Genomic DNA, 24,570 nt, shown 5'->3' with positions numbered 1-24,570 from the left:
CTGACCGATGGGATAGACAAAAGCCATTTGAGACTGCCGGCCCGAACGACTAGTAATGGATCACGGTTCCCTCGCTGTCGTCTCACCCCCCGCAATCTATGGATCGGAGGTTCTGACGTGGGTTCTGGTCGGTCTCCTTCTCTACTGGATCGCGGTCCTCGGCCTGAGAAACGGCGGTTATCTGCCCGACTACATCGGCACGCAAGGACCCATTCTCACGTTCCACACCAAACGCGGCCGTGCCCTGCTCGACCGGCTCGCACAGCCCAAACGGTTCTGGCGTGCGTGGTCGAATCTCGGCGTCGGCATCGCGATCGTCGTGATGGTGAGCATGTTCGTCTTTCTCATTCAGGGCGCGATAGCCGCGCTCTCGTCGCCACAGCTGTCGTCCTCGGCAGTTCGACAGCCACGAAACGTCCTCGTTATTCCCGGCGTCAACGACTTCCTCCCGCTGGCAGCCACGCCCGGCATCGTCTTCGGCCTACTCGTCGGGCTCGTCGTCCACGAGGGCGGCCACGGCCTGCTCTGTCGCGTCGAGGACATCGACATCGAATCGATGGGGATCGCGATGCTCGCCGTCCTCCCCGTCGGCGCGTTCGTCGAACCCGACCAGGAGAGCAGCAAGGCGGCCTCCCGCGGCGGCCAGACCCGGATGTTCGCCGCCGGCGTCACGAACAACTTCGCGATCACGCTCCTTGCTTTCGCGCTCCTCTTTGGCCCCGTCGCCGGCTCGATCGCCGTCGCACCCGGCGCTGCCGTCGGCGGCGTCGCGGACAGTTCTCCCGCCGCCGACGCAGGAATCGGACCCAATGACCGTATCACGGCAATCAACGGCACTGCGGTCGATGGCAACGACGACTTCGCGAACCGACTCGAGGCCACCGACGGCGACCAGGTGAGCGTCGAACTCAACGGCGACGAGACGGTGACAGTCGATCGCGCACTGCTCGTGACCGCGGCGACCGACGACAGCCCGACAGGACTGGCCGCCGGTGACAAAATCCGCGCGGTCGACGGCCAGTCGGTCGCGACCGAGCGCGGCTTCGTCGACGCTGTCGGCGACAACGAGCGCGTCACGCTGACGATCGAACCCGAAAACAGTGAGGAGCGCGTCGAACGCGAGGTGACGATCGGCGCTGCGGTCTCGGTCGTCGCCGACGAACCGCTCGAGGCCCAGACCGGGCCGACCGACGAAACGTTCGTCATCACCAGCTTCGACGGCGAACGGGTGTACAACTACGAGGACCTCGCCGACCTGCTCGAGGACACCGAGTCCGGCCAGGAGGTCACCGTCGAGGGCTATTTCGGTGACGAGCGTGAGAGCCACACCGTCACGCTCGACGAGCATCCGCGAGCCGACAGCGGCTTCTTGGGCATTCAGCCCCAGCCGGGAACGTCTGGCGTCTCGATGAGCGATATCGGCGTCCAACTCTATCCCGCAGGCGAGTATCTCGGCCTGCTCGGGGGAGACGGCGAGACGCGATTTGGACCGGTTGCCGACACCTTCCTCGGCAAGATCGGAGTGGCGCTTTTGTTGCCGGTCATCGGTGTCAGTGGCGTACTCCCCTTCAACTTCGCCGGCTTCACCGGCGGGATCCAGAACTTCTACGAGATTCAGGGTGCACTCGGCGTGTTCGGCGACGGGGGTGTCTTCCTGCTGGCGAACCTGTTGTTCTGGACCGGCTGGATCAACGTCCAGCTCGGCTTTTTCAACTGTGTCCCGGCGTTCCCGCTCGATGGGGGACACATCCTCCGGACGAGCACCGAAGCGATCGTCTCTCGGCTCCCGATCACCGCCACCCGCGGCATGGTCCGCGTGGTGACGACCACGGTCGGCGTGACGATGCTCATCAGCTTCCTCATGTTGCTGTTCGGCCCACAACTACTCGCGGGCTGAGACGGTCTGCTGTCCCGAGTTACCGGCGCACCCGCAGAACGGGTCACAGGTGCACCGGAACTGACTGCCAATAGTCCGTATGAAACCAGGACCGTCGGTACTGTTCGATCGACGAGTCAGCTACCGCACAATGAACGCGACCGGTCACATGCAGGGCCATCATCACACGATATTGGGGAGAAACCCGGCCCTTCTTAGCGTCGCCGTCCTAACCCGCGTCTATGGAACGACGGCAACCGCCACAGACCGAAGAGGGCTGGTACGTCCTGCACGACTTCCGGTCGATCGATTGGGACGCCTGGCGAGACGCACCCGAGCGACGGCGCGAACGGGCGATCGAGGAGGGTATCGACTACCTCACGTCCGCTGAAAGCGTCGACGACGCCGACGAGGGCCAGTCTGCGACGTTCGCGGTGCTGGGCCACAAGGCCGACCTGCTCGTCTTGCACCTGCGGCCGACGCTCGCCGATATCGACGCGCTCGAGCGTCGGTTCGAACACACTGCTCTCGCCGAGTTCACCGAGCGGGCCGACTCCTACCTCTCAGTGACGGAAGTGTCGGGCTACATGTCCCAAGACTACTTCGAAGAGGGTGAAACCGCCGACACCGGGATCGCCAACTACATCGAGTCCCGGCTCAAGCCCGAGCTACCCGACAGCGACTTCCTCAGCTTCTACCCGATGAGCAAGCGCCGCGGGCCCGACCACAACTGGTACGAACTGCCCTTCGACGAGCGGGCCGACTACCTCTCGAACCACGGCGAGATCGGCAAGGACTACGCCGGTCGCGTTACCCAGATCATCTCCGGCAGCATCGGCCTCGACGACTTCGAGTGGGGCATTACCCTCTTTGGCGACGATCCGACCGACGTCAAGGAACTGCTCTACGAGATGCGCTTCGATCCATCGAGTTCACGCTTCGCCGAGTTCGGGCGGTTCCTCTCGGCTCGTCGGATGGAACCCACCGATCTGGGAGCGTATCTCGCCGGCGAACCAGTGCCACAGGAAGAGAGCGGTCATCCCCACGCGGGCGGCGACACCGAGGGTCACCATCACGGTGACTCGGAATCGAGCGGCCACCACGGCGGCTCCGGCGGCCCACACGGCGACGACGAGGACGTTCGCAGCGAACTCGAGGAGCAGGGCGTCTACGCGGGCCAGCCACACGGCGAAGACGTCCACGCAGTCGTGCTCTACTCGGAGGCTGATTCCGACGAGCTATTCGAGGAGGTCGACGGACTACGCCAGAACTTCGACCACTACGACACGCACGTGAAGACGGCCGTCTACGAGCCTCGAGACGACGACGCGGAGACCGCGGTCGTCAGCCTCTGGGACACCGACCGCGCCGCGAACACGGCCGCTGGCTTCCTCGCGGAACTCCCCGAAATCGTCCGGCAAGCGGGCGACGACGAGGACGACTCGTGGGGCACGATGGGGATGTTCTACACGGTCAAGCCCGAGCACCGCAGCGACTTCACCGGTGTGTTCGATGACGCCGCCGACATGCTCGCGGACATGGACGGCCACCGCAAGACCGATCTGCTCGTCAACCGCGAGGACGAAAACGACATGTTCATCGCCAGTCGCTGGGACTCCCGCGAGGACGCCATGGAGTTCTTCCGCAGCGAGGCCTTCTCGGAGACCGTCGAGTTCGGTCGCGACGTCCTCGCCGACCGGCCGCGACACGTCTTCCTCGCCTGAAGACGGGGACTTTTTTGCCGGCTCGAGATCGAGACTCGACCTTAGATTTCGCCTGCGTCCGACGATTCGTCGTAGAAGAAGTAAGCAGCGACTCCGGCTAACCCGAACGCGAGCGTCACGAACGGCCACTTGCCGGCCTCGGTCTCATTCAGGCGCGCGTGGCCGGTCACGAACATCGCGAGCCCAATGTGGGCGACGAGCGTTGCAACGACAAACGCCTGTGGGTCCATGACTCGAGGGTTCGACGCGGCGATAAAAGCCGTTACGAAGGTGATCGGGGCCACAACGAATACAGCGGACTGTGGCCGGGAACGGGCTCCGAGCACTTCGAGGAGCCCGTGACCCGGGGGAGGGCAGGCAGTTACCCGATACCGACCGCGAGCGAACGAAAGTGCGGCGCGTAGCGCCGCGGGAAGACGAACGGCCGAAGGCCGTGAGTCAGTGAGCGAGCGGGCCGACGACCGATGTGAAGGCCCCAAAGGGGCTGAAACGGAGGGAGGAGTGCTTTTGGTCAACCTTTTACCGAGGGACGTCGCGAGCGAGGCACTACGCGCTCGCTCGCGACAAACCGCAGTGTAAAAGGTTGTTAGAAGTCGTGATCCGGGTCGTCTTCGACTTTCCGTTTCATCGAGTCGCGGCGGGATTTGGCGTCGCGGCCGGTCGCCTCAAGCAGGAAGTCGTTTTTCGCGTCGACGGCGTCGCCGGCAGCCTCGAGTTCGTCGGGGCCGAGTTCGGTGGGGTCGCGTTCGTGGAACTCGACGCCGAGTTTGTCCTTCTTGCCGGAGTACTCGACGGCACCGACGACGATCTTCTCGAAGACGGGGTTGTCAGGCTCCTCGATGAGGAAGAGGTCGCTGCCCTTGTACTCCTGGGTGCCCGTGATCGGACCGAAGTAGTCCTCGACGGTCGACTCCATGTCCGGAATTCGCTCCTCGAGATATTCACCGCGGCGCATCTTGTACTCCTTCATGGATTGGGAGAAACACGGCGGAGCGTTTACCTCTTTTCATAGCCGACGTTTCGGGTGGCTGATGGGTTAGGACTGCTAAACATACTCGACGGGCGATTCGCCGACGGATCGACGAACGGCACTGTGAGTGGGCCAGCGACCACTGCGCAGCTGGTGGTGACGGCTACCGACGCTCGCGCTCGCTGAGATAGCCTTTGCGACAGTCAGGGCAGATGTCGCCGGCACGCAGCGAGCTGCGGTCGCCAGCGGCGACGTACTCACACCGCGGACAGTAGAATTCGGTCAGTACGTTGTCTGTGGGACCACCCTCGCGTTCGGTCGGCGTCGAAACCGAGTCGACCCGCTCGATGCCAGTAGCCGGCTCCGACGGGGCGTCGGCGGGAGCGTCGTCGGTGGCGTCGGTCGGTGGCGCCGCGGTCACCGACCGGGCGTCGTCCGCGGAGCCTGGTGGCACGTCGTTTTCGAGCACGACCGCATCGTCGTCGACCGGGGTCGGGTCGGATGCTGCGTCGTCGGCTGGCGCCTCGGCGTCGTCGTCGGGCCACGCCGCGGGGGTGGAGTCAGCACCGACCGGCGGCCCGACATCGCTCGAGTCGGGCCACTCGCCGTGTTCGCGGTCGCGTTCGGGGGCGGGATCGTCGTCGTCCTCGAGGATTTCGCCGTCGTCGACGACGGGGTCGCCGTTCTCGTCGGTCGGGAGGTCGACGTCGTCGGCATCGGCGGTCTCTGTGGAGGCTGTCATAGCGTCCGCTGGATCGCGTTCGCTTTCAGCGGCGGCCGGGGGAGCGTCGTCGATGAATTCGGCGTCCGAACCGGAATCAGGTTCATCAGCATCGATGAACTCGGCGTCCGAATCGAAATCCGGTTCGTCAGCATCGATGAACTCGGCATCTGTCCCGGTGCTGGGTTCGTCGGCATCCCCGAAGTCGGCGTCCGTCTCGGATGCACTCTCGTCGGTGGCAACTGACTCGAGGGGCGGTTCAGTCGGCTCGGGGTCGTGATCATCGGGAAGTGAGTCGGCACCCGTCCCGGCGGCGAGGCTGGTCACCTCGGTGTTCTCGCTGATGACGTTGCGCTCGCCACAGCGGGAACACTCTTCGAACTCCTGGACGGTAACGACGACCTCACTGCCCCGTTCTTCGCGCTCGTGTTCGACCTCGGCGTCGCCGAAGTCGTGCCCGAGCAGCGAACATCGCAGGACCATTGTCCAATCGTACCGACCCGGCCCATAAAAAACGTACTGCATGTCAGTCTTTTGGCCGTGACAGTCATTCAACTTGAATTGTGTTCGCGCCCCAGCACCACGATCTGGTGTCGAGTCGTGGCTCGATCCCCGTCTTGGCCCGATGGCCCCATCGTCGGAACGACAAACGTCAAATCCCAGGTCATCGAATAGGCACATGGATGAGAGCAAAGCGGGAGTACCGGAACCGGGAGGGAACGGAGGTGGCGGTACTCGACGCCCTGGTCGATCGCGTTGACGACGGCATGACCGTCTTCGAACTCCGGGCGGCCGTCGAGGTCGACATCGACGAACTCGAGGAGGCGCTGTCGACGCTCAAAGCCGACGACCTGATCGTCGTCGAGTCGAACTCGGAGACGGTGATCAAGCCCGCCGACCGCGTCGTCCCCGACAATCCAGCCGACGAGGACGACGAGCAGTCGATCGGGGAGTGGCTGCGCGACCGGATGCCTTTTTGAATCGAAACGCCTGATACGCGCAGCGCCCAGAGTGTATTCATGAGCGTCATCGAGTCCATCCACGCGGATCATGGAGCCACGTTCGGCGAGCGCGCCGGCCGGCGAATCGTCGACCACTACGGACGACCGGAGCGCACGCATCAGGCGGTCCGCAACGGCGTGGGCTTACTCGAGTTGGCCTATGGCGTGCTCGTCGTCGAGGGCGACGACCGCCTCGAGTACGTCGACAACGTGGTGTCGAACCGGGTTCCCGACGAGGACGGACAGGGCTGTTACGCGCTCGTGCTCGATCCCCAGGGCGGGATCGAGGTGGAACTCTATATTTACAACGCGGGCGAGCGGCTCCTCCTGTTTACCCAGCCCGAGACTGCCGAGCCGCTCGCCGAAGAGTGGTCCGAGAAGGTGTTCATCCAAGACGTCGACATCCGGGTTGCCAGCGACGACTATGCGGTCTTCGGGATTCACGGCCCGCAGGCCACCGAGAAGATCGCCAGCGTCCTCAACGGTGCCGGCTCGCCCGAGCGGCGCTACTCGTTCGTCCGCGGCACGATGGGTGACGAGGGCGTGTCCGTCATCCGCACCGACGCGCTCACCGGTGAGGAAAGCTACGAGGTGATCTGCGCCGCCGATGACGCCGAAGCCGTCTACGACACACTCCTCAATCAGGGACTCAACGCCGCTCCCTTCGGCTACCGAACCTTCGAGAGTCTCGCGCTCGAGGCTGGCTCGCCGCTCTTTCACACCGAACTCGAAGGGACGGTCCCGAACGTTCTCGGCCTGCGAACCGCCCTTGATTTCGAGAAGGGCTGTTACGTCGGCCAGGAAGTCGTCTCCCGCGTCGAGAACCGCGGGCAGCCAAGTCGCCGACTCGTCGGGCTGACACTCGAGGGTGAGACCGTGCCCGAATCGGGTGCGGCCGTCTTCGACGGCGACGCGTCGGTCGGCGAGGTCACCCGCGCGGGCGAGAGTCCGCTGCTCGAGGGCGTCATCGCGCTCGCGGTCGTCGACTACGGGCTCGAAAGCGACGCGCTGACGGTTCGGGTCGATGGTAACGAGGTGGCCGCGAGCCGCGCCGAACTGCCGTTCGTCGAGGGGTCGGATCAGTCGGATCGGCTGCCCGACTACGAGTAGCGCAGGGAACCTTGCGGCTCGTTCAGCGGTCGCTGGCCACTCGCTGTGGCTGCAAACGCCGATCAGGAACCCGGATCTTTGATCTGTGGTAACCCCGCGGTCACTAATCGGCGAAGCAAAACAACGATCCCGTTCTCGAGACCGCGGGCGAAGATCGCCTGCTCTTCTGCTCTGTCATCGGGGGTGTTCGGATAGTACGAGCCGATGAGAAGCGTCTCACGGTCGATGAGCAGAATCCGGCTGATCGCGACTTCGTCGTCGCTTGCGGTGCCGGTGAGCCAGTCGAGGCCGGTCTCGAACACGCGGGTCGTGGAGAGTTCCGTCCCGAGCGTCTCTGTGATCCGTTCCGTCTGGCCACCCAGCACGATCGACAGGTCGTGATCGACCGCCGTCTGCAAGCTATCGAACAGCGCCTCGGACAGGATATCCTCGTCGACGACGAGGAGTGCGATTTCGGACTCCGCCTCCCTGACGAGATCGAGCGTCCGCGACTCGATCGCGTCGTGGCCGGTCAGCGACCAGACCTCCTGGACGTGGTCGTTCTCCTCGACGTCCTGTACGTCCGTATTCTTGAGATGGGTCTCGAGCGTCTCGATACGGTCGTCGTACTTCTGTCGCAGGGTCTGGGTCGCCTCGTCGATGCTAACGGCCCGATACATCTGGGGGCTCGAGTGTCGAACTTCGACCAGCCCCTGTGACTCGAGGACCCGAATCGCGTCGTACACCCTCGTCCGTGGTACCTCGGAGATCTCGTGGATCTCCTTTGCGGTTCCACTGGGAAGTTTGTTCAACGCCATAAAGCAGCGCGCTTCGTACTCCTGAAGCCCGAGGTCCTGCAACAGGCTAATCGCCTCTCGTGTAGTTTCGTTGTCTGTCATGGCCCAACCACGAATTCGGAGATCCGAACACGCAGAGTAGGTCGTGCGGATGGAAAAGGATTCGTGTATCGAAATGTTGTCAGAAGTGGATCAGGGAATTTTACGCCGACGGCAGAGGTTTCACTCAGATCGTCACACAAGCTACTTGGGTGTACGCCCGAAACGAGGAGGTGGCGAGTCTCGTTTGGCCCAACCACGACGGGACTCGTCAACTGCCGTATCACGATGGCGATTGCTGAATCGTTGCTCGTCGATAGTGTCTGAGTCAGTTGTAGACCGACGAGGAAGGCAACGGCCCGTGAGACGACTCGAATGGAAGGTTCGGACGGAGACGGAATCGTATCAGTCGCAACAAATGTGCTGTTCGATCGCCATTGGTGAGTTAGAGACGGCCGATCTGAAACGTCAGTGAAGAGAACTACCTGGGCCGAGATGCGTGGTCAGGGTGATATTACAGGAGACTCCCCTCGATACTCGGAGAGCAGTTCCAGAACGGGTCTATGCTCTTCGAATCGCGGACCTGGTTCGACGGCATTCAGATTCCGATGCCACTCGATGAATCCGTAGTCAGCCAGTTTGGGCAGATGGATGTGCTGTCGTTCGATGGTCACCGCTGGATCCATACCGGCAGCATCCGGCGGCGCATCGAGATAAATCGGCGGTTCGTTTGGCGGCAGCTCGACGAGCGCGAACAGTATCCGCCGTCGGTGTTCGTTAGCTAACACCTCGAATAATGTGTCACTTAGCGCAGACATCTATGAACGGTAAGGGGGACACATCATATTAAAGCTGTAACATTTTCATAAGGGGGTTGAGTTTTGATTAATCGAGTGAACGACCACTCAGGGAAGACAGGATCGTCAGTTTCCGACGCGTGTCGACACGCCTGCAGTCGGAGCTACTGTTATGTGACGCGAACCCGTCGGTGCGGCCATGTCACGCGACGCCCTCGAGTACGACCTCCTCGAGCGGGCACCGGACGATCGGATTCAGGTGCTCGACGCTGACGGGACCGTCGTTGCCCCCGAACTGGAGCCGGATCTCGAGCCGGAGATGTTGCGGTCGATGTACCGGGATATGCGGTTTTCCAGGCGGTTCGACGAGCGGATGATCAGTCTCCAGCGTCAGGGCCGGCTGGGTACGTACTCTTCACTGGCCGGCCAGGAAGGGTCCCAGATCGGCTCGACGTACGCGCTCGCGGACGACGACACCATCTCCTTTCAGTACCGAGAACACGGTGCGCTTGCGGCACGGGGGATGCCGTGGGAGTACCTGCTGTACTGGATGGGCCACGAGGACGGCAACGCGGCGCTAGCGGAGATCGACGTCTTTCCCCTGAATATCTCGATCGCTGGCCACCTGCCACATATAGTGGGCTGGTCGTGGGCGGCAAAGCTAGACGGCGACGAACGCGTCGGCGTCGCCCACTTCGGCGACGGGTCGACATCGGAGGGAGACTTCCACGAGGCGATGAATTTTGCGGGCGTGTTCGATACGCCGACTGTCTTCATCTGCAACAACAACCAGTGGGCCATCTCGATCCCGCGCGAAGCGCAAACCGCGAGCGCAACCATCGCCCAGAAGGCCCACGCATACGGCTTCGCGGGCGTCCAGGTCGACGGCATGGACCCGCTCGCGACCTACGCCGTGACGAACGCTGCCCGGGAGAAGGCCCTCGAGCCTGGCGGCGACCGGTTGCGCCCAACGCTGATCGAGGCAGTCCAGTACCGCTACGGTGCCCATACGACGGCGGACGATCCCAGCGTCTACCGGGACGACGAGGAGGTCCAACGATGGCGCGAGCGGGACCCGATCGAGCGATTCGAGACGTACCTGCGAGACGAGGGCCACCTCGACGACGACCGGATCGACGCGATCGAGTCCGAGATCGAGGAGACGCTGGCGACGCTGATCGACCGCGCCGAGGGCGTCGATGGGGATCCCAGCGAACTGTTCGAGTACACTTACGCGGAGCCGACGCCACGACTCGAGGCCCAACGGGAGTACCTCGACGCGTTACGCGAGACCCACGGCGATGACGCGTTACTCGAGGACGAGTAAGTCGAGGATCAGTCGTATAAAGTCCGCACTGGGACAGGCCAACGGCTACCCGATCGTCACGTCGAGGTGGAATCGACATGCAACTCGAGCAGTCGTCCCGGGAGACGACAGCGGCCTGGAGCGGCACGGTGCCGAGCGCGATTGACGTACGGGTACTCGGCCTGATCGTCGTGACGGCCGGCCTTGCGGCATCGATCAACGTCCCCTACGGCGGTCTGCCGATGGCAGCAGTCGCGTTCGCGCTGCTGGCGGGTGGCGGGATTGCGCTTCACGTGCTCGGTGAACGGAAGCTCCGCCGACTCACTGACGATCTCGTCGAGCGGTGGGTCGCCGCCGGCGGCGAGATCGACGACGTTACCCGATCGTCGACCGGAACGGGGACCGCGTGGCGGGTCCACACGCCGGACGGCGACATCGTCATCAGCGGGGTCGCACTGGTTCCGATTACCCGACTATCCGTCGAGTGGCAGGGCATCGGCGACACGATGGACGCCAGCGAAGCCGAGGAGAACATCGATCGTCTCGCCGAGAGCCTCTACCGGGAGATCTTCGAGATCGGCTCGGCGACCCAGCAAGCCTGAGACGGGCTGCTGTCACTACGTCCCGTCGCAACCGCGACCGTGCTGTGGTTGCGATGGATCCGCTGACAGCGGTCCGTACGCGACCGATCACTCGAACAGCTCCTCGTGACGCTGGGCCAGATTCGTGTACTCGCCCGACGAATACTCTTCAAGGATCGCCTCGGCGTCGATGCCCGTTTTCTCGAGCGGCGTGATCTCGGCCGGCACGCCGCGGACGAACGACTCCGGCGGAATATCGTAACTATCGGGGACGACGGTCCCCGCGGCGACGATGCTGCCGCTGCCGATCGTGACGTCGGAATTGGTCGTCGCGTTGAACCCGACCAGTGCCCGGTCCTCGACGGTCGTTTCGTTGAGGATCGCCCCGTGGCCCACCATGACCTGATCCCCGAGGTGTGATGCGTGAATCGTCGCGTTGTCCCCAACGTGGGTTCCCCGGCCGATGCGGACGGGATCGACGTCACCGCGGAGGACGACGCCGGGCCAGACGCTCGCGTCGGCCCCGATTTCGACGTCACCGACGAGCGTCGCCTCCCGGCTTACTTGCGCTGTCTCGTCGATCGTCGGTCGGTCTCCCTCGAACTCGTAGGTTCGCCTGTCGACCATAGATGCACTAACCACGAATGCAGTGATAATACTGGATCACGATACTCGTGACAGTCTCCCTCGATTGAGAGCCGTCTCAGACGCGACCGGAACGAACGACCGGTCGGCTGTTGTGACTTTTGCAACCATTCAATACCATCAAATGGTTTGCAAGCCCGTTATTTATATTCTGTCGAGCCGGACGACTACCCGAACACATGAGCCAGTTAGAATCACCCATTCGAGCTATGTTCGATGCGCAGCGAACCGCAGTCAAACAGAGCCAGCAGCTACTCAAGCAAGGGATGGCTACCCAGCGAAACGTCGATACGATGGCGCTTACCGGCCTCAAAGGCCAGGCGTCGCTTCAGCGCCAGCAACTCGAGCTCGCGCAGGCGGCGACTCACGGCTACGTCAACGCGACGGCAGCGGTGCTGCCAAGCGACGACGCCTCCGAGGTACACCGAACCATCGACGAAACGTTCGATCAGCTGAAAACGACCTACGCAGAGTTCTACGATGTACTCGAGCGCGAACTGGAGCGGGACGTCGACTCCGCCAACGAGCTCTCCGAGGAGTTCGCCGACGCCCTCGACGAGCAGACCGATCAGCTCCTCGAGATAACACAGTCCGTCGAGGACCGGACTGTCCAGAACGTCGATGAGCTCTCCGGGCAACTCCGCGAGCAGCTCGAGCGGACCCAGGAGCTCCAGGATCAGCTCGAAGACCTGCTCGAAAACCAGACCAGTGACGTCGAGGAACTGCTCGAACGGCAGGCCGAACAGATCGAACGGTTCCAGCAACAACTCGAGGAGCAGACCGAAGCGGTCACTCAGGAGATCCCAGTCCAGGGGACCGACGAACCACACACGAAGATCGAAACCGATCCGGAGCACACCCTCGAATCCGTCGAGGGAATCGACGAGGAAGTCCGCGAGCAGCTCTCGGAGGCCGGCATCGCGACGATCGCCGACCTCACGCGCGCCGGCCCCGAGGCCGTCGCCGAAGCCGCCGACATCCCGGAGAGTCAGGCCGAGGAGTGGATCGATCAAGCCGAAGCCTGAGCGGGTCGTCCCTCTCGCGCCGACGGTCCGAAACGAAGGGTCACCGATCCGTCCGTCTCCCTACGATTCTATCTTGTCGACGATCTCGCGAGCCTGTTCTTTCGCTTTGTCCTCGCCGACGTGCTTGTCGATCAGGACGCTGGTAACCTCCCAGTCGTCGTCCTCGACCTTGCCGGTCCGGACCTCGCTTCCTTCCGACACCGACTCCGCCGGCTGTTCCGCCCAGTCGGGCGTTCGGATCTCGTCGTACCGATCGGGATCGCGAAACCGGACGTGAACGTAGTCGTCTTCCGTTTCGACTTCATTGACTTCTGGCGTGTCAGCCATACTCTAATGTCGAACGCTCACACGGCTAAGGGTCGACCTTGAATGTGCTCGTCACAGGCAACGGCAGTATAGCTCCCCTGCAGGGTTCGCCAGTGATGCTATCCGGTGTGTCCTCGTAGAATGGGTATGCTCGTCCTCGGCGACGCCCACGCGTCCGATCCCGACCTGCGTGAAACGCTGCTCGAGTGCTACCACACCCTCGAGCCGGATCACGTCCTCCAGGTCGGCGACCTCGAGCGGTACGATCTGCCGGCGCCGACGTGGTTTATCGCGGGGAACAACGAGGATTTCGACGTGATCGACGCGCTGCGTGCGGGCGAGTCGCCCGCAGAAGCGACGAACGTCCACCTGCTGGCGAGCACGGCGGCGACGGTCGACGGCCTACGCGTAGCCGGTCTCTCGGGGAACTTCGCGCCAACGAAGTACGACCTTCCTCGAGACGAACTGACCGGCGAACGACGCCGTCACTTCACTCACGAGGACGTCGAGCGAGCCGCCGACCTCGAGGATGTCGATGTCTTCCTCACCCACGAGGCCCCGACCGGCCTGCTCTCGTACGGCTACGATCCCGGCTGTGAGCATATCAATGGGCTACTCGAGGCACTCTCACCCGACATCTGTCTCGTCGGCCACCACCATCGTCACCGCGAGGCCGAAATCGCGGGGACTCGTGTCGTGAGTCTCGAACCTGCGTGGGAGCGCTACTACACGCTCGAGCCGGAGACGCTGACACTCGAGGGCCACAACCACGAGTTTACGGACGCGGACTGAACGCAACCCAAAAGAACGGACGCTATGGACAGCGAGGTCGTTTTAGAACGTCTCGAGGTAGCGGTCGAGTTCCCACTCGGAGACGTCGACGAGGTACTCCTCGAACTCCTGGCGCTTGGCCTCGACGAACTTGGAGGCGACGTGATCGCCGAGTGCGCTGTACATCGCTTCGTCGTCCTCGAGCGCGTCGACGGCTTCGCCGAGGTTGGCCGGTAGCGTATCGATGCCGTACTCCTCGCGTTTCTCCTCGTCGAAGTCGTAGATGTTCTCGCGGACCGGGTCGGGACACTCGAGGTTCTGCTCGATGCCGTCGAGACCGGCGTGGATCATGACCGCGAGCGCGAGGTAGGGGTTACACGACGGATCCGGGGAGCGCAGTTCGATGCGCGACGCCGCTGGGGTGCGTGCGGCGGGCCGGCGGATCAGCGCCGAGCGGTTGCGGTCGGACCAGGCGACGTAGACGGGTGCCTCGTAGCCCGGCACCAGTCGCTTGTAGCTGTTCACGGTCGGGTTCGCGATCGCCGTGATCGCCGGTGCGTGTTCTAAGATGCCGGCGGTGAAGGCGTGAGCCTCCTCGCTCAGGTTGAACTCGTCGTCGTCGTCGTGGAAGGCGTTCTCGCCGTCCTCGGTGAACAGCGAGATGTGGGTGTGCATCCCCGAGCCGTTGATTCGTGGGATCGGCTTGGGCATGAACGTCGCGTGCAGATCGTGCTGGGCGGCGATCGCACGGACGACCGTGCGGAAGGTGCCGACGTTGTCGGCCGTCGTCAGGGCGTCGTCGTAGGTGAAGTTGATTTCGTGCTGGCCTTCGGCGACCTCGTGGTGGCTGGCCTCGACCTCGAAGCCCATGCTCTCGAGGCCGTAGATGATGTCGCGGCGAACGTCGCTTGCGAGGTCTTTCGGCGCGAGGTCGAAGTAGCCGCCAGCGTCGTTGGTCTTGGTCGTCGCGCGGCCCTCCTCGTCCTCTTCGAAGAGGAAGAACTCCGGTTCGGGCGCGGCGTTGACCGTATAGCCCATCTCGTTGGCGCGGTCGAGGGCGTTCTTGAGGACGCGACGCGGGTCTCCTTCGAAGGGTTCGCCCGTATAGGTATCGTAGACGTCACAGATCATCCGGGCGGCAGCACTGCCCTCCTTCTGGCGCCACGGCAGAATCGCGAAGGTCTCCGGGTCGGGCTTGAGCCGCATGTCCGACTCCTGAATGCGCACGAAGCCTTCGATAGAAGAACCGTCGAAATAGATCCCCTCTTCAAAGGCCTTCTCGGCCTGACGGGCTGGCACGGAGACGTTCTTGACCGTTCCGAGAATGTCGGTAAACTGTAGCCGGAGGAAGTCAACGTCTTTCTCCTCGATCTCGTCCAGCACCGCCTGTTCTGTTTCTGTGAGGTTTCCGCTTGTCATCTTTCTCGTCGTCGTATTCTCGTAACCCGCTTACTAAAACACTACTGTTCCGAGCAAATCTTCTCTCTCCGGCCCCAAACTGCATATTCGTAAAGTTCTAAAGGCTTCAATGAGTGGGTCGATGTGATGACGTACGAAAATCTCGATGCAAAACTAGTGAATGCACTTCTCGGCGACGGCCGGGCCAGCCTGCGCAGCCTCGCCGAGGAACTCGACGTCTCCGTAACGACCGTCTCGAATCACCTCTCCGATCTCGAGGACGAAGGCGTCATCGAGGGCTATACTCCCAGAGTCGATTACGACGCGGCCGGCTACGACGTGACCGCCGTCATCCAGCTGCAGGTCGAAGGCAACGCCTTACCCGACGTCACCGACACGCTGCGCGACCACCGCCAGATGACCAGCGTCTACGAAGTTACTGGCGACTACGACGTGATCGCCATCGGCAAGTTCGAAGACACCGACGGCATGAACGACCAGATCAAAGAGCTACTGACTGACCCCGATATCAAGGCCTCGAACACCAGCGTCGTGTTGAACGCCGTGAGCGAGAACGAACAGTTCGAACTCGAGGTCGACGAGGAAGCATAAACAGACGGTCCTTTTCAGCAGAACCCATCGCCGAATAGCGGCGTCGTTAATCAGTTCACCGCGAGCGAACCCGAAGGGTGAGCGAGCGGGCCGACGACTGATGTGGAGACCCGCGTAGCGGGTCGGAACGGAAGGAGGAGTGCTTTTATACTAAATTTTGCCGAGGGCCAGCTTCGCTGGCCCGCAGAGCAAAATTTAGTTTTACATCATGCCGCCCATGCCGCCGCCCATGCCGCCCATGCCGCCGGCACCGGGCGCGCCTTCCTCGTCGTCGCCCTTGTCCGTCGACAGGTCGCCGGCGGAGATGATGTCGTCGATTTTGAGCACGAGGTTGGCCGCTTCGGCAGCAGAGGTGACGGCCTGCTCTTTGGCGTGGGCCGGTTCGACGACGCCGGACTCGAAGGTGTCCTCAACGTCGCCCGTGAAGACGTTCAGGCCCGCTTCGACGTCGCCGTCGTCGTGGGCCGCACGCAGGTCGACGAGCGTGTCGATGCTGTCGAGGCCCGCGTTCTCGGCGAGCACGCGCGGGACGAGCTCAAGCGAGTCTGCGAACGCTTCGACAGCCAACTGCTCGCGACCGGAGACCGAGTCAGCGTAGTCACGGAGTCGCGAGGCGAGTTCGACCTCGATGGCGCCGCCGCCGGCGAGGACGCGGCCGTCGGAGACGGTCTGAGCGACGACGTCAAGCGCGTCGTTGACGCCACGCTCGAGTTCGTCGACGACGTGGTCGGTCGAGCCACGCAGCAGGAGCGTGACGCCGTGGGCGTCCTCGCCCTCGACGTAGAACAGCTCGTCTTCCTCGTCGCGGGTGACGTCACCGAAGCCGAGGTCGTCTTCCTCGGCGCTCTCGAGGTCGGAGACAATGTTCGCGCTGACGACTTCCTTGAGGAACTCGAGGTCGGACTTCTTGGCGCGGCGCACTGCGAGGATGCCTTCCTTGGCGAGGTAGTGCTGGGCGAGGTCGTCGATACCCTTCTGGCAGAAGACGACGTCGGCGCCGAGGTCGGCGATCGTGTCGACTTTCTCCTGAAGCTGTTTCTCCTCGCGGTCGAGGAACTGCTGGAGCTGGTCGGGGTCGGTGACGGAGACCTCAGTGTCGATGTCGGTTTCCTCGACCTCGATGGCCTCGTTGAGCAGCAGGATGTCGGCGTCCTCGGCCGACGTGGGCATGTTGTCGTGGACCGGGTCCTTGTCGACGATGCCGCCCTCGAGCAGGTCGGACTCGCCGGCGCTGTTGCCGGTCTGGGTCTCGATGTTGAGGAACTCGAGGTCGACGACGTTCTCGCCCTCGTCGTTCTCGACGGTGACCTGGCGGACGGCCTCGACGATGAGTTCGGCGAGATACTCCTTGTTGACCTCGGTGCCCTTGCCGGTCATCGAGGTTTCGGCGGTCTTGCGGAGGAGGTCCTCGTCGCTGGTGTCGATGTCGGTCGCGATGTCGTCGATTTCCTCGCGGGCCTGCTCGCTGGCGAGGTGGAAGCCCTTGATGATCGCCGTCGGGTGGATGTCCTGCTCGAGCAGGTCCTCGGCGTTCTTGAGGAGTTCACCGGCGATCGCGACGGCCGTCGTGGTGCCGTCGCCGGCCTCGTCTTCCTGCGTTTCGGCGACCTCGATGATCATCTCGGCCGTCGGGTTGTCGATGTCCATCTCCTTCAAGATGGTGACGCCGTCGTTGGTGATCGTCACCGATCCCATGGAGTCGACGAGCATCTTGTCCATCCCTTTCGGGCCGAGTGTCGAACGGACGGCTTCAGCGACCGCACGGGCGGCGCTGATGTTGTAATCCTGCGCGTCCTTGTCCTTGACGCGCTGGGAGTCCTCGCTCATTACGATCATCGGCTGACCCTGCTGCATTCGCTGACTCATAGTCGGTCGAGTGATTGATTGTGATTCTATATAAATGTTTCTCTATTTTCGCACGTCCCGATTACCGTCGATGTGATCGGAGATCGAGAAAAATCGTGGCAGTGCGGGACGGTGTCGACGGATTTCGTCGTCGAAATCCGCTCGTCACGCGTTCTCAATCGATCAATGACACGGTGTTTTTATATTGGAGCGTGGCCGGAGCGCCAGCCGTGGCCCCCACGAACGAACAGCCGTCAGCGCAGCGACTTCACGTCCAGTGACGACGGATACAGTCCACCGTCGATCTATAGTAGCCACTGAAAGTCAATGCACACCCGATCGCACGACTGCTGTGCGATCGGTGCATAAATCGTTTCAGTTGTTACTATAGAAACACCCCACACTCGAGTAACGTAGTACGTAGTTTCGCAATCATGACTCGGAACCGAGTCAATGTAACGGAAGCGTTATACCGGTAGTCACGTATTACTACGCGAGCAATGGACGAGTCCCTCTCGTTCGCCGAATCGTTCGACGACCCACGAATCACCGCCCAGTTTTGCCGCCGACTCCCCGACTCGAGTGGCGATCTCGTGTTGGTCGGCGTCGTCCACGACCATCCCGCAAGCATCGCACGCGTCGAACGCGTGTTGAAACGCATCGAACCGGCGACGATCGCACTCGAGTTGCCGCCCATTGCGATGCCGCTGTACCGCGTCTACGGGCGCAAGGGTGATGCCGACGATCCGACACCACCGCGGTTCGGCGGCGAGATGAGCGCGGCGATCCGTGCCGCGCCCGACGCCGCGTCCGTCGGCATCGACGCCCCAAACTGGTCGTTCTTCCGGCGGCTCGTTACGAAACTGGTTGCCGACCGCGTCTCACCGGCGACGGCGCGGCGCGTCCTCTCGAGCGTCGGCGACGCGACCCGGGACGCACTCACGTATCGAGTCGCCGCGACGCTGACTCACGCGACGTCGATGACCGTTATTCCCAGTGATTCGGTCGAATACGATGTCGATCACGAGGATTCACCGGATCGACAGGCAGCCCACGAGCGCGCCCACGTCGCCGGCGTCCAGGCGCTGCTGGGCAGTGTCGATACGGACGGAACCACCCTGGCGTACAGAGACGACACGCGCGAGCGCTGTATGATCGACCGACTCGAGGAGGTTCACTCGGAACCAGGGACGGCCGTCGCCGTCGTTGGCGTCGATCACCTCGACCGACTCGCGGCAGCGCTGGCGGAATAGGGGAGTCATACGGACTACTGTCAGTCAGTTCCGGCGCACCCGCAGGACTGATCGCGGGCGCGCCGGTGACTCGGGACAGCAGACCGTATCAGCTCTCGGCAGTCGCGTCAGCGACGCCGGTCACCGCTGTAAGCCCGACACGCAGTGCCAGCAGTACGTAAACGCCTGATCGGCCTCGTTAGGCGCGCCACAGTGGGGACAGCGGATCGTCTCCCCGTCGAACTCGCGATCGTGGTCGTAGTCCCGGTCGACGTCACCTACCTCATCAGTGGCACGCGGATAGCGATCGGGGCTGGACGACGAGCGAAGGCTCGTGTGATTGGGATCGGCGAACGACGGTGTTCGCTCGTTCTCGCCGTCGTCCCGCCGGACGTACAGATAGTACAGTAACAGGTGAAGCAGGGCGAACAGCGCGACGTAGCCGATGAGCCAGCCCCAGAGCTCCATCAGTATGCGGTACGTTCTCGAGGCACTTGGGTATTCCCCGCTATCGGGGTTGACGAGAGTCAGGTCGGCAGTAACTATCGGGGCGGCTGTAGGTCACGGCCGAACTCGTCGAAGACCTCGAGGTCGTCGGGGAGGTCGTACTCGAGGTGGCGCTCGTCCTGCCGGTTGACGCCGGCCTCGTCGACGGGGATGGCGACGTCCTCCCAGCCGGGTTTGACCTTGACGCTTTTCGCGGGCATCCCGATAGCGATGTGGTGGGCAGGGATGTCGTTCTGGACGATGCCGCGTGCGCCGACGATGGCGTTTTCACCGACCTTACAGCCGGCGCGGACCATCGAGTCGTAGGTGAGTCGGACGTCGTCCTCGACGATCGTGTGGTAGTTGCGTACCTCGGTCTGGTCGACGACGTCGTGGTCGTGACTGTAGATGTGGACGCCGTCGGAGATCGACACGCGATCGCCGATCGTCAGCTTCCCGCGGTCGTCTAAGTGGACGTCGTCGTGGACGACGACGTTATCGCCGATCGTGATGTTGTGGCCGTAGGTGAACGTAATGCCCTTGAAAAAGCGGCAGTTGTCGCCACACTCCTCGAAGAGGTGATCCGCGAGCATCCGCCGGAACCGGAGCGCGAACTCGACGTTGTCCGCTATCGGCAGACTGTCGAACTGCCGCCAGAGCCACTGGAGGTGTTTGGACCGGCGGAACTCCTCTTCGTCTTTCTCGGCGTAGTACTCGCTCTCGAGGGTGGTGTTACAGGGATCGTAGCTCTGCAGGCGGATTCGTTCGGCCGGTGGAACCGACTCGCCACGCTGCCAGCGCTCGTAGGCCTCGCGGTCGCCCGAGAGGTCGATCAGGACGTCTTCGACGACCGAGCAGGTGTCCTCGTCGCTCGCAAGCCGTCGATCGACCTCGTCGATGAACTCGCGCATCCCCGTTTCTGCCTCCTCGGGGAGCGACACGTACCGCTTTGTCATACCCCGACGTATTGCCCGCCGAGTTCATAGGGGTTCGGTTGTGCGTCCGGGGTTGCCGGACCAACTGACGTGCGTGTTACCGGGCAGATTCCGCCAGAGACTCATAGGTCTGCTGTAGCTGTTTACCGATGCAACCGCGACCGTCCTGTGGCTGCAACGGTACCCACTGACAGGAGTCCGTATCACTCCCGATCGGACTGCCACCCGGCAAAGAGCAACGCGGGCAACGCGAGCGCGCCGACGACCAGCAGTGACCCCACGATGACCGCGCCGATCGTGACGCGGTCCCTGGGAATCTCGAGATAGCTCGCGGCGAGGACGGCAAGCGACAGGCTGACGACGAAGACGGCAAGCAAGAGCCACCCCGGATTGCGCGAGTTGCGGCGAGAACTGGGCATACGGATACGTGTCAGTCGACACCCAAGAGCGATTCGGCTCATACGGACTCCTGTCAGTGGGTGCCGGCGCACCCGCCGGGACAGCGGGACAGCAGACCGTATCACGGCACGCGCGACCGAACCCGTTCGGCCCGGAACTCGAGCGTTCCGTTCACCCTAAGTTCCCCCGCTTCGAATGGGCGGCTATGCACTACAGCGAACTCGGCGAGTCCGGAGTCGAGGTCAGCGAAGTCGGCTTCGGCGCGTGGACCGTCGGTACCGACTGGTGGGGCGACCGCTCCGAAGAGGACGCCATCGAGATGCTCCAGTACGCCGTCGAGCAGGGCATCACCTACTTCGACACGGGCGACGTCTACGGCCACGGTCGCAGCGAGGAACTGGTCGGACAGGCGCTGTCCGAGGTCCGCGACGAGGTCACCATCGCCACCAAGGTCGGCTACGACTTCTACAACAATCCGCAGGCCGGCCACGGCGAACTCCCCAAGGAGATGGACTCCGACTACCTCCGGGACGCCGTCGAGAAGAGTCTCGAGCGCCTCGAGATGGACGCCGTCGACGTCCTGCAGTTGCACAACGCCGACGTCGACGAGATTACCCCCGACGTCCTCGAGTTGCTCGACGAACTCGAGGAGGAAGGCAAAATCGACGCCGTCGGGCTCGCGCTGGGCCCCTCGATCGGCTGGCTCGCGGAAGGCGACCTGGCGATCGAAGAGGAGTTCGACTCGGTCCAGCTGGTCTGGAACGTCCTGGAACAGGAGGTCGGCAACCACTTCCTCGAGACGATCGAGCGCACGGGGTCGTCGACCAGCTTGATCCCGCGGGTTCCCCACTCCTCGGGCATCCTCAACGAGCAGGTCACTCCCGAGACCGAACTCGGCGAGGGCGACCACCGCGGTTTCCGCCCCGACGAGTGGTACGAGACCGGCTGGGAGAAACTCGAAAAACTGCGCTTCCTCGAGCGTGACGGCGAGCGCACGATGGGGCAGGCCTCGATCGCGTGGCTGCTCTCCCACGACCCCGTCGCGACTGTGACCCCGACGTTCCGCACGAAAGCGGACATCGACGAGTGGGCGGCCGCGAGCGACGTGCCCAAACTCTCCGCGGAGGAACTGGCCCGCGTCGACGACCTCTACGAAAACGACTTCGGCATCGACCGCGACGACGGCATGGACGCGCTGCGCTCGTCGGTCGACGGCGAAGACATCGAGTCCGCCGGGCTGGACAAGCTCGCGGCTGACTGATCAGGCACGGCAGGCTCGAGCGGCCACGTCCGCCGCTGTGCCTATTCGTCGCCCGACGAGTTCACGAGTCGGAACTCGAACACGAGGCTTCCGTCCGTCTTTACGTCGACGCCGCCTAACTGCTCGGAGAGTTGCTCTCGCGCTCGAGCGCTCGGTTCGACGGTGATAGAGACGCTGTTGCTGTTGGCGTTGTACGTGATGTTGCCGACCGTCACGTCGAACTCGAAAAATTCTGGTACGTCATCGCGAAGCTGTGTTCTGACATCGTCGATGTCCGCCCGCACGTCGGCCATCTCCTCGTTGAGTGAACTCATAGGTAATGGTATGTGATGCCATGATGTAACGGTTTATCCTGTCCGGTCGCTCTCGCGACGGGTCGCACAACTCAGTCCGGTGCGGTCACGTCGGCATTCGAAGCGCGTACAGGATCACGACCAGCCCACAGAGCTGACTCGTCTGGCTGAGGACGGCGGCCAGCGACTCGGAAACGAACGGCAGCACCACGTAGAACAACAGTAACAGGAACGGAACCGCAAGTGTCAGTGCGAATCCGATGGCGATGAATAACATCGGCCGACTGTCGTTTCGTCGGTAGCCTCGATAGGCCTGGTAGGCGATGAACAGCCCGATGAGCGCGCTCAGCACGTCGGTCGCTTGCACGAACGTCGTGACCCACTCCGGCGGCAGCGCGGGCTCCCAGAGCTGTATCGGTCCCTGCACGTTACATCCCCTCGATGAGTCTCGTAAAGCGGTCGGCGATGTCTTCGCGGCGGTCGATGTGCAGCGTCAACCCTCCGTCCTCGAGTTCGACCGTGATCCGCTCGAGGTTCGTCGCGTAGACGGTTCGGTGGTGACCCCGATCAGGATCCGGTTTGGTTCGCTCAACGAGGAGACCACACTCGCGGAGGTCCTCTAATCGCCGGTACACCGTGGGTTTCGACGCCTCGCAGTGCTCGCTCAAGGTGGTCGCTGACATGGGTTCCTGGCTCGTCTGGGTGAGGATCGTACGCACCGTCGGGTCCTCGAGCAAGGCCCCGATCGTCTCGACGTCGACCTCCTCACTCACGGTTGGAGAGTGTACAGAGAAGAGACATAAAGGGGTTATCGCCACTGCAGCCGCTGCAGTCGTGCGAGCCGAGTTTTCCCGTCTCGCCTCGTCAGTCGGAATATGACGCCATCGACCCGCTCGTCGGGCACGCTCGATCGACTCGTCGAACGGACTCGCCGCATCACGACGTGGCTCGCATCCTCGGCAGCAGACCCCGCTGGCGGTCGGCTTCGACCAACTGGGAGTGGTGGACTACTCGTCGTGCTTGCGAGCGTCGCGGTGAGCCTCGCTGCCGCTCCCGCACTCGGGGACAGCGTCCGAATCCGCTGGAGCATCGGCACCTACTACGGGCCCGAACACGCTCCCACGCCGCTCGTGCTGGCCGCGTTTCCGATCTTCATCGCGGTGACGTACGTCGGCTTCTGGGCGCTGCGCATTAGCCTCGAGCGCATCGGTGCGTTCGACGCAACCGGTGACCTCGTCCGGCCCGTCTACGAACTGTGTGCGCTGGCAACCCTGCTGATGCTCGTGTTCGTTCAAGTTGCGTTCGTCGCGGCGAATCTCTGGGGAGCGTGAGGGACATCCGTTCGAGCGCGAGCCGAGTATCACTTATATACAGCCCTCTATATCTGGGCTCGTTCCCTATCTCGCGTGCAGACCATGTTCTAGGTGAAGGAGTACTATTCAGGCCTATGACATCATACGAATTTACCTGTCCGGATTGCGGCCGAGAGATTCCGGTCACCGATCCGATGCGCGACGCGACGCTTGTGAACGGCTGTCCCGTCTGTGGACGATCGGTGACCGCGGATCACTTCGCGACGTGACCACGAACCGAGCGGCAAACGGCGATCGAGTGCGACCGACCGGCGCGAACTCCGGCGAATCGACCCATCGACGGGCGCTCGAGCACTGGATGGCGAGCGAGCTTCCGACCGGACACGGAAGCCAGAGCCTTCATAGCCGGGACACACCGACAACGGATCGTGTCTATCACGGTGACAGTCGAATTGCCTTGCAATCTTCGCTGGAATGGATTGGTGAGTTCACGAGCAAATAATTCGTCCTCTGGGTGCTGATCGTCTCGCCGCTAGCATTGTATTCTCCCGAGACGTTCACGCCGATCCGGCCATACATTCCTTAGTTTCCTTTAACATCCTCCAACATAGGCTTTTACGACTTGGTTGTGTGTTATCTCATACCATGTCTGACGTAACGTACGTCCAGAAGGCGTGTGCTTACATCACTCGCGGAACGGGCGAGCTTCTGGTCTTCGAGGGGCCGGGACACGATGGCCTACAGATCCCGAAAGGGACCCTCGAGTCCGGCGAGTCGCCGCGGCAGGCGCTGTTCAGGGAGGTCCGCGAGGAGAGCGGACTCAGTACGCTGAGTGAGACACGTCACCTGACGACCGACGTCTGGCGGCGGCGCGAGGGCAGACGGTACGTCCGCCACTTCTTTCACGCGACGGTCTACGAGCCACGCGACCGGTGGACCCACACCGTCACCGATGGCGGGGGCGAACACGGCGCCGAGTTCGCGTTCCGCTGGGTCCGGCCGACGGACACGCGGGAGTTCGCGCTCGAGCTCGACGAGTACGTCGACCTGCTGCCGATCGCGTCCCGAACCGAAGCGGTCTCGAGCGCGTCGGACTGATATGGGCTGCTGTACCGAGTTGCCGGTGCACCCGCAGAGCGGTCGCGGGT

At 63.0% G+C, this 24,570-nt stretch carries 29 protein-coding genes and 1 pseudogene; 16 read left to right on the top strand and 14 right to left on the bottom strand.

Translation table 11 applies throughout. The features are described 5' to 3' along the window. The first annotated feature begins 55 nt into the window (after window positions 1–55). Together ACFR99_RS07110 and ACFR99_RS07105 are read left to right on the top strand one after the other, a co-directional pair. On the top strand, window positions 56–1,897 hold the full coding sequence (locus ACFR99_RS07110; protein ID WP_390285760.1) for a site-2 protease family protein: 1,842 nt from the start codon (window positions 56–58) through the stop codon (window positions 1,895–1,897). A gap of 221 nt (window positions 1,898–2,118) precedes the next feature. Further along, the gene (locus ACFR99_RS07105) at window positions 2,119–3,600 is read left to right on the top strand and encodes a heme-binding protein (protein WP_390285758.1); all 1,482 of its coding nucleotides are present in this window, start codon (window positions 2,119–2,121) and stop codon (window positions 3,598–3,600) included. A gap of 41 nt (window positions 3,601–3,641) precedes the next feature. Here the strand turns inward: ACFR99_RS07105 and ACFR99_RS07100 are convergent, their stop codons facing one another. From ACFR99_RS07100 to ACFR99_RS07090, 3 genes are all read right to left on the bottom strand, one after another. Further along, on the bottom strand, window positions 3,642–3,830 hold the full coding sequence (locus ACFR99_RS07100; RefSeq protein ID WP_390285756.1) for a hypothetical protein: 189 nt from the start codon (window positions 3,828–3,830) through the stop codon (window positions 3,642–3,644). 356 nt (window positions 3,831–4,186) lie between these two features. After that, window positions 4,187–4,570: a DUF5611 family protein gene (locus ACFR99_RS07095; protein WP_390285754.1), complete on the bottom strand. Its 384-nt coding sequence runs from the start codon at window positions 4,568–4,570 to the stop codon at window positions 4,187–4,189. A gap of 163 nt (window positions 4,571–4,733) precedes the next feature. Further along, entirely contained in the window at window positions 4,734–5,774 is a 1,041-nt protein-coding gene (locus tag ACFR99_RS07090) for a DUF7093 family protein (RefSeq protein ID WP_390285752.1), read from the bottom strand. 200 nt (window positions 5,775–5,974) lie between these two features. On the opposite strand from ACFR99_RS07090, the gene ACFR99_RS07085 reads away from it, so the two are divergent. Continuing rightward, a complete protein-coding gene (locus ACFR99_RS07085; RefSeq protein WP_390285750.1) occupies window positions 5,975–6,271 on the top strand; it encodes a DUF6432 family protein in 297 nt (98 codons plus the stop codon). 39 nt (window positions 6,272–6,310) lie between these two features. Then, window positions 6,311–7,402 carry a CAF17-like 4Fe-4S cluster assembly/insertion protein YgfZ gene (gene ygfZ / locus ACFR99_RS07080; RefSeq protein WP_390285748.1) on the top strand — a complete coding sequence of 364 codons (1,092 nt, stop codon included), beginning with the start codon at window positions 6,311–6,313 and terminating at the stop codon, window positions 7,400–7,402. 62 nt (window positions 7,403–7,464) lie between these two features. Here ygfZ and ACFR99_RS07075 read toward each other — a convergent pair whose 3' ends face one another. After that, on the bottom strand, window positions 7,465–8,280 hold the full coding sequence (locus ACFR99_RS07075; RefSeq protein WP_390285746.1) for a TrmB family transcriptional regulator: 816 nt from the start codon (window positions 8,278–8,280) through the stop codon (window positions 7,465–7,467). Between the two features lie 500 nt (window positions 8,281–8,780). Between ACFR99_RS07075 and ACFR99_RS07070 the strand changes: the two genes are divergently transcribed. The 3 genes from ACFR99_RS07070 to ACFR99_RS07060 all read left to right on the top strand — a co-directional run bounded on the left by ACFR99_RS07070 (window position 8,781) and on the right by ACFR99_RS07060 (window position 10,922). Then, window positions 8,781–9,002 carry a hypothetical protein gene (locus ACFR99_RS07070; RefSeq protein ID WP_390285744.1) on the top strand — a complete coding sequence of 74 codons (222 nt, stop codon included), beginning with the start codon at window positions 8,781–8,783 and terminating at the stop codon, window positions 9,000–9,002. 211 nt (window positions 9,003–9,213) lie between these two features. Then, window positions 9,214–10,341: a pyruvate dehydrogenase (acetyl-transferring) E1 component subunit alpha gene (gene pdhA / locus ACFR99_RS07065; protein WP_390285742.1), complete on the top strand. Its 1,128-nt coding sequence runs from the start codon at window positions 9,214–9,216 to the stop codon at window positions 10,339–10,341. 77 nt (window positions 10,342–10,418) lie between these two features. Continuing rightward, window positions 10,419–10,922, top strand: a complete 504-nt coding sequence (locus tag ACFR99_RS07060) for a hypothetical protein (protein ID WP_390285740.1) — start codon at window positions 10,419–10,421, stop codon at window positions 10,920–10,922. 87 nt (window positions 10,923–11,009) lie between these two features. Here the strand turns inward: ACFR99_RS07060 and ACFR99_RS07055 are convergent, their stop codons facing one another. After that, entirely contained in the window at window positions 11,010–11,528 is a 519-nt protein-coding gene (locus ACFR99_RS07055; RefSeq protein ID WP_390285738.1) for a gamma carbonic anhydrase family protein, read from the bottom strand. Window positions 11,529–11,755: 227 nt separating this feature from the next. On the opposite strand from ACFR99_RS07055, the gene ACFR99_RS07050 reads away from it, so the two are divergent. Continuing rightward, the gene (locus ACFR99_RS07050; protein ID WP_390285736.1) at window positions 11,756–12,571 is read left to right on the top strand and encodes a helix-hairpin-helix domain-containing protein; all 816 of its coding nucleotides are present in this window, start codon (window positions 11,756–11,758) and stop codon (window positions 12,569–12,571) included. Window positions 12,572–12,631: 60 nt separating this feature from the next. On the opposite strand, the gene ACFR99_RS07045 is transcribed toward ACFR99_RS07050, so the two are convergent. Beyond that, entirely contained in the window at window positions 12,632–12,898 is a 267-nt protein-coding gene (locus ACFR99_RS07045) for a hypothetical protein (RefSeq protein WP_390285734.1), read from the bottom strand. 126 nt (window positions 12,899–13,024) lie between these two features. Here ACFR99_RS07045 and ACFR99_RS07040 point away from each other — a divergent pair, with 126 nt between their 5' ends. Further along, window positions 13,025–13,669 carry a metallophosphoesterase family protein gene (locus tag ACFR99_RS07040; RefSeq protein ID WP_390285732.1) on the top strand — a complete coding sequence of 215 codons (645 nt, stop codon included), beginning with the start codon at window positions 13,025–13,027 and terminating at the stop codon, window positions 13,667–13,669. 42 nt (window positions 13,670–13,711) lie between these two features. Here ACFR99_RS07040 and glnA read toward each other — a convergent pair whose 3' ends face one another. Further along, on the bottom strand, window positions 13,712–15,067 hold the full coding sequence (glnA, locus tag ACFR99_RS07035; RefSeq protein WP_390285731.1) for a type I glutamate--ammonia ligase: 1,356 nt from the start codon (window positions 15,065–15,067) through the stop codon (window positions 13,712–13,714). A 126-nt stretch (window positions 15,068–15,193) separates the two neighbouring features. Here glnA and lrp point away from each other — a divergent pair, with 126 nt between their 5' ends. Beyond that, entirely contained in the window at window positions 15,194–15,658 is a 465-nt protein-coding gene (lrp, locus tag ACFR99_RS07030; protein ID WP_390285729.1) for an HTH-type transcriptional regulator Lrp, read from the top strand. 201 nt (window positions 15,659–15,859) lie between these two features. On the opposite strand, the gene thsB is transcribed toward lrp, so the two are convergent. Further along, on the bottom strand, window positions 15,860–17,512 hold the full coding sequence (gene thsB, locus ACFR99_RS07025; RefSeq protein ID WP_390286391.1) for a thermosome subunit beta: 1,653 nt from the start codon (window positions 17,510–17,512) through the stop codon (window positions 15,860–15,862). Between the two features lie 491 nt (window positions 17,513–18,003). Here thsB and ACFR99_RS07020 point away from each other — a divergent pair, with 491 nt between their 5' ends. Then, on the top strand, window positions 18,004–18,756 hold the full coding sequence (locus ACFR99_RS07020) for a hypothetical protein (protein WP_390285727.1): 753 nt from the start codon (window positions 18,004–18,006) through the stop codon (window positions 18,754–18,756). Between the two features lie 120 nt (window positions 18,757–18,876). On the opposite strand, the gene ACFR99_RS07015 is transcribed toward ACFR99_RS07020, so the two are convergent. The 3 genes from ACFR99_RS07015 to ACFR99_RS07005 form a co-directional block, all read right to left on the bottom strand. After that, window positions 18,877–19,203 (bottom strand): DUF7577 domain-containing protein, encoded by a 327-nt coding sequence (locus ACFR99_RS07015; protein WP_390285725.1) that lies wholly within the window; start codon window positions 19,201–19,203, stop codon window positions 18,877–18,879. 74 nt (window positions 19,204–19,277) lie between these two features. Continuing rightward, a complete protein-coding gene (locus ACFR99_RS07010; RefSeq protein ID WP_390285723.1) occupies window positions 19,278–20,177 on the bottom strand; it encodes an acyltransferase in 900 nt (299 codons plus the stop codon). 182 nt (window positions 20,178–20,359) lie between these two features. Further along, window positions 20,360–20,575 (bottom strand): hypothetical protein, encoded by a 216-nt coding sequence (locus tag ACFR99_RS07005; protein ID WP_390285721.1) that lies wholly within the window; start codon window positions 20,573–20,575, stop codon window positions 20,360–20,362. Window positions 20,576–20,760: 185 nt separating this feature from the next. On the opposite strand from ACFR99_RS07005, the gene ACFR99_RS07000 reads away from it, so the two are divergent. After that, window positions 20,761–21,816: an aldo/keto reductase gene (locus tag ACFR99_RS07000; RefSeq protein WP_390285719.1), complete on the top strand. Its 1,056-nt coding sequence runs from the start codon at window positions 20,761–20,763 to the stop codon at window positions 21,814–21,816. A 41-nt stretch (window positions 21,817–21,857) separates the two neighbouring features. On the opposite strand, the gene ACFR99_RS06995 is transcribed toward ACFR99_RS07000, so the two are convergent. The 3 genes from ACFR99_RS06995 to ACFR99_RS06985 form a co-directional block, all read right to left on the bottom strand. Next, window positions 21,858–22,130, bottom strand: coding sequence for a hypothetical protein (locus tag ACFR99_RS06995; protein WP_390285717.1), 273 nt, complete (start codon window positions 22,128–22,130; stop codon window positions 21,858–21,860). 85 nt (window positions 22,131–22,215) lie between these two features. After that, a complete protein-coding gene (locus tag ACFR99_RS06990) occupies window positions 22,216–22,536 on the bottom strand; it encodes a DUF7521 family protein (RefSeq protein WP_390285715.1) in 321 nt (106 codons plus the stop codon). A 1-nt stretch (window position 22,537) separates the two neighbouring features. Beyond that, on the bottom strand, window positions 22,538–22,882 hold the full coding sequence (locus tag ACFR99_RS06985) for a helix-turn-helix domain-containing protein (protein WP_390285713.1): 345 nt from the start codon (window positions 22,880–22,882) through the stop codon (window positions 22,538–22,540). 102 nt (window positions 22,883–22,984) lie between these two features. On the opposite strand from ACFR99_RS06985, the gene ACFR99_RS06980 reads away from it, so the two are divergent. From ACFR99_RS06980 to ACFR99_RS06965, 4 genes and pseudogenes are all read left to right on the top strand, one after another. After that, window positions 22,985–23,440, top strand: a complete 456-nt coding sequence (locus ACFR99_RS06980) for a hypothetical protein (RefSeq protein WP_390285711.1) — start codon at window positions 22,985–22,987, stop codon at window positions 23,438–23,440. Between the two features lie 116 nt (window positions 23,441–23,556). Further along, the gene (locus tag ACFR99_RS06975) at window positions 23,557–23,691 is read left to right on the top strand and encodes a DUF7560 family zinc ribbon protein (protein WP_390285709.1); all 135 of its coding nucleotides are present in this window, start codon (window positions 23,557–23,559) and stop codon (window positions 23,689–23,691) included. A gap of 182 nt (window positions 23,692–23,873) precedes the next feature. Next, window positions 23,874–24,002 (top strand): annotated as a pseudogene (locus ACFR99_RS06970) (bile acid:sodium symporter family protein); the annotation flags it as partial. Between the two features lie 65 nt (window positions 24,003–24,067). Then, complete coding sequence (locus tag ACFR99_RS06965) at window positions 24,068–24,520, top strand: NUDIX hydrolase (RefSeq protein WP_390285707.1); 453 nt, start codon at window positions 24,068–24,070, stop codon at window positions 24,518–24,520. Window positions 24,521–24,570 lie beyond the last annotated feature (50 nt).

This window comes from Haloarchaeobius amylolyticus (assembly GCF_042678045.1).
Lineage (GTDB): Archaea > Halobacteriota > Halobacteria > Halobacteriales > Natrialbaceae > Natrinema > Natrinema amylolyticus_A.
This window is presented reverse-complemented; position numbering and strand designations above follow the sequence as displayed.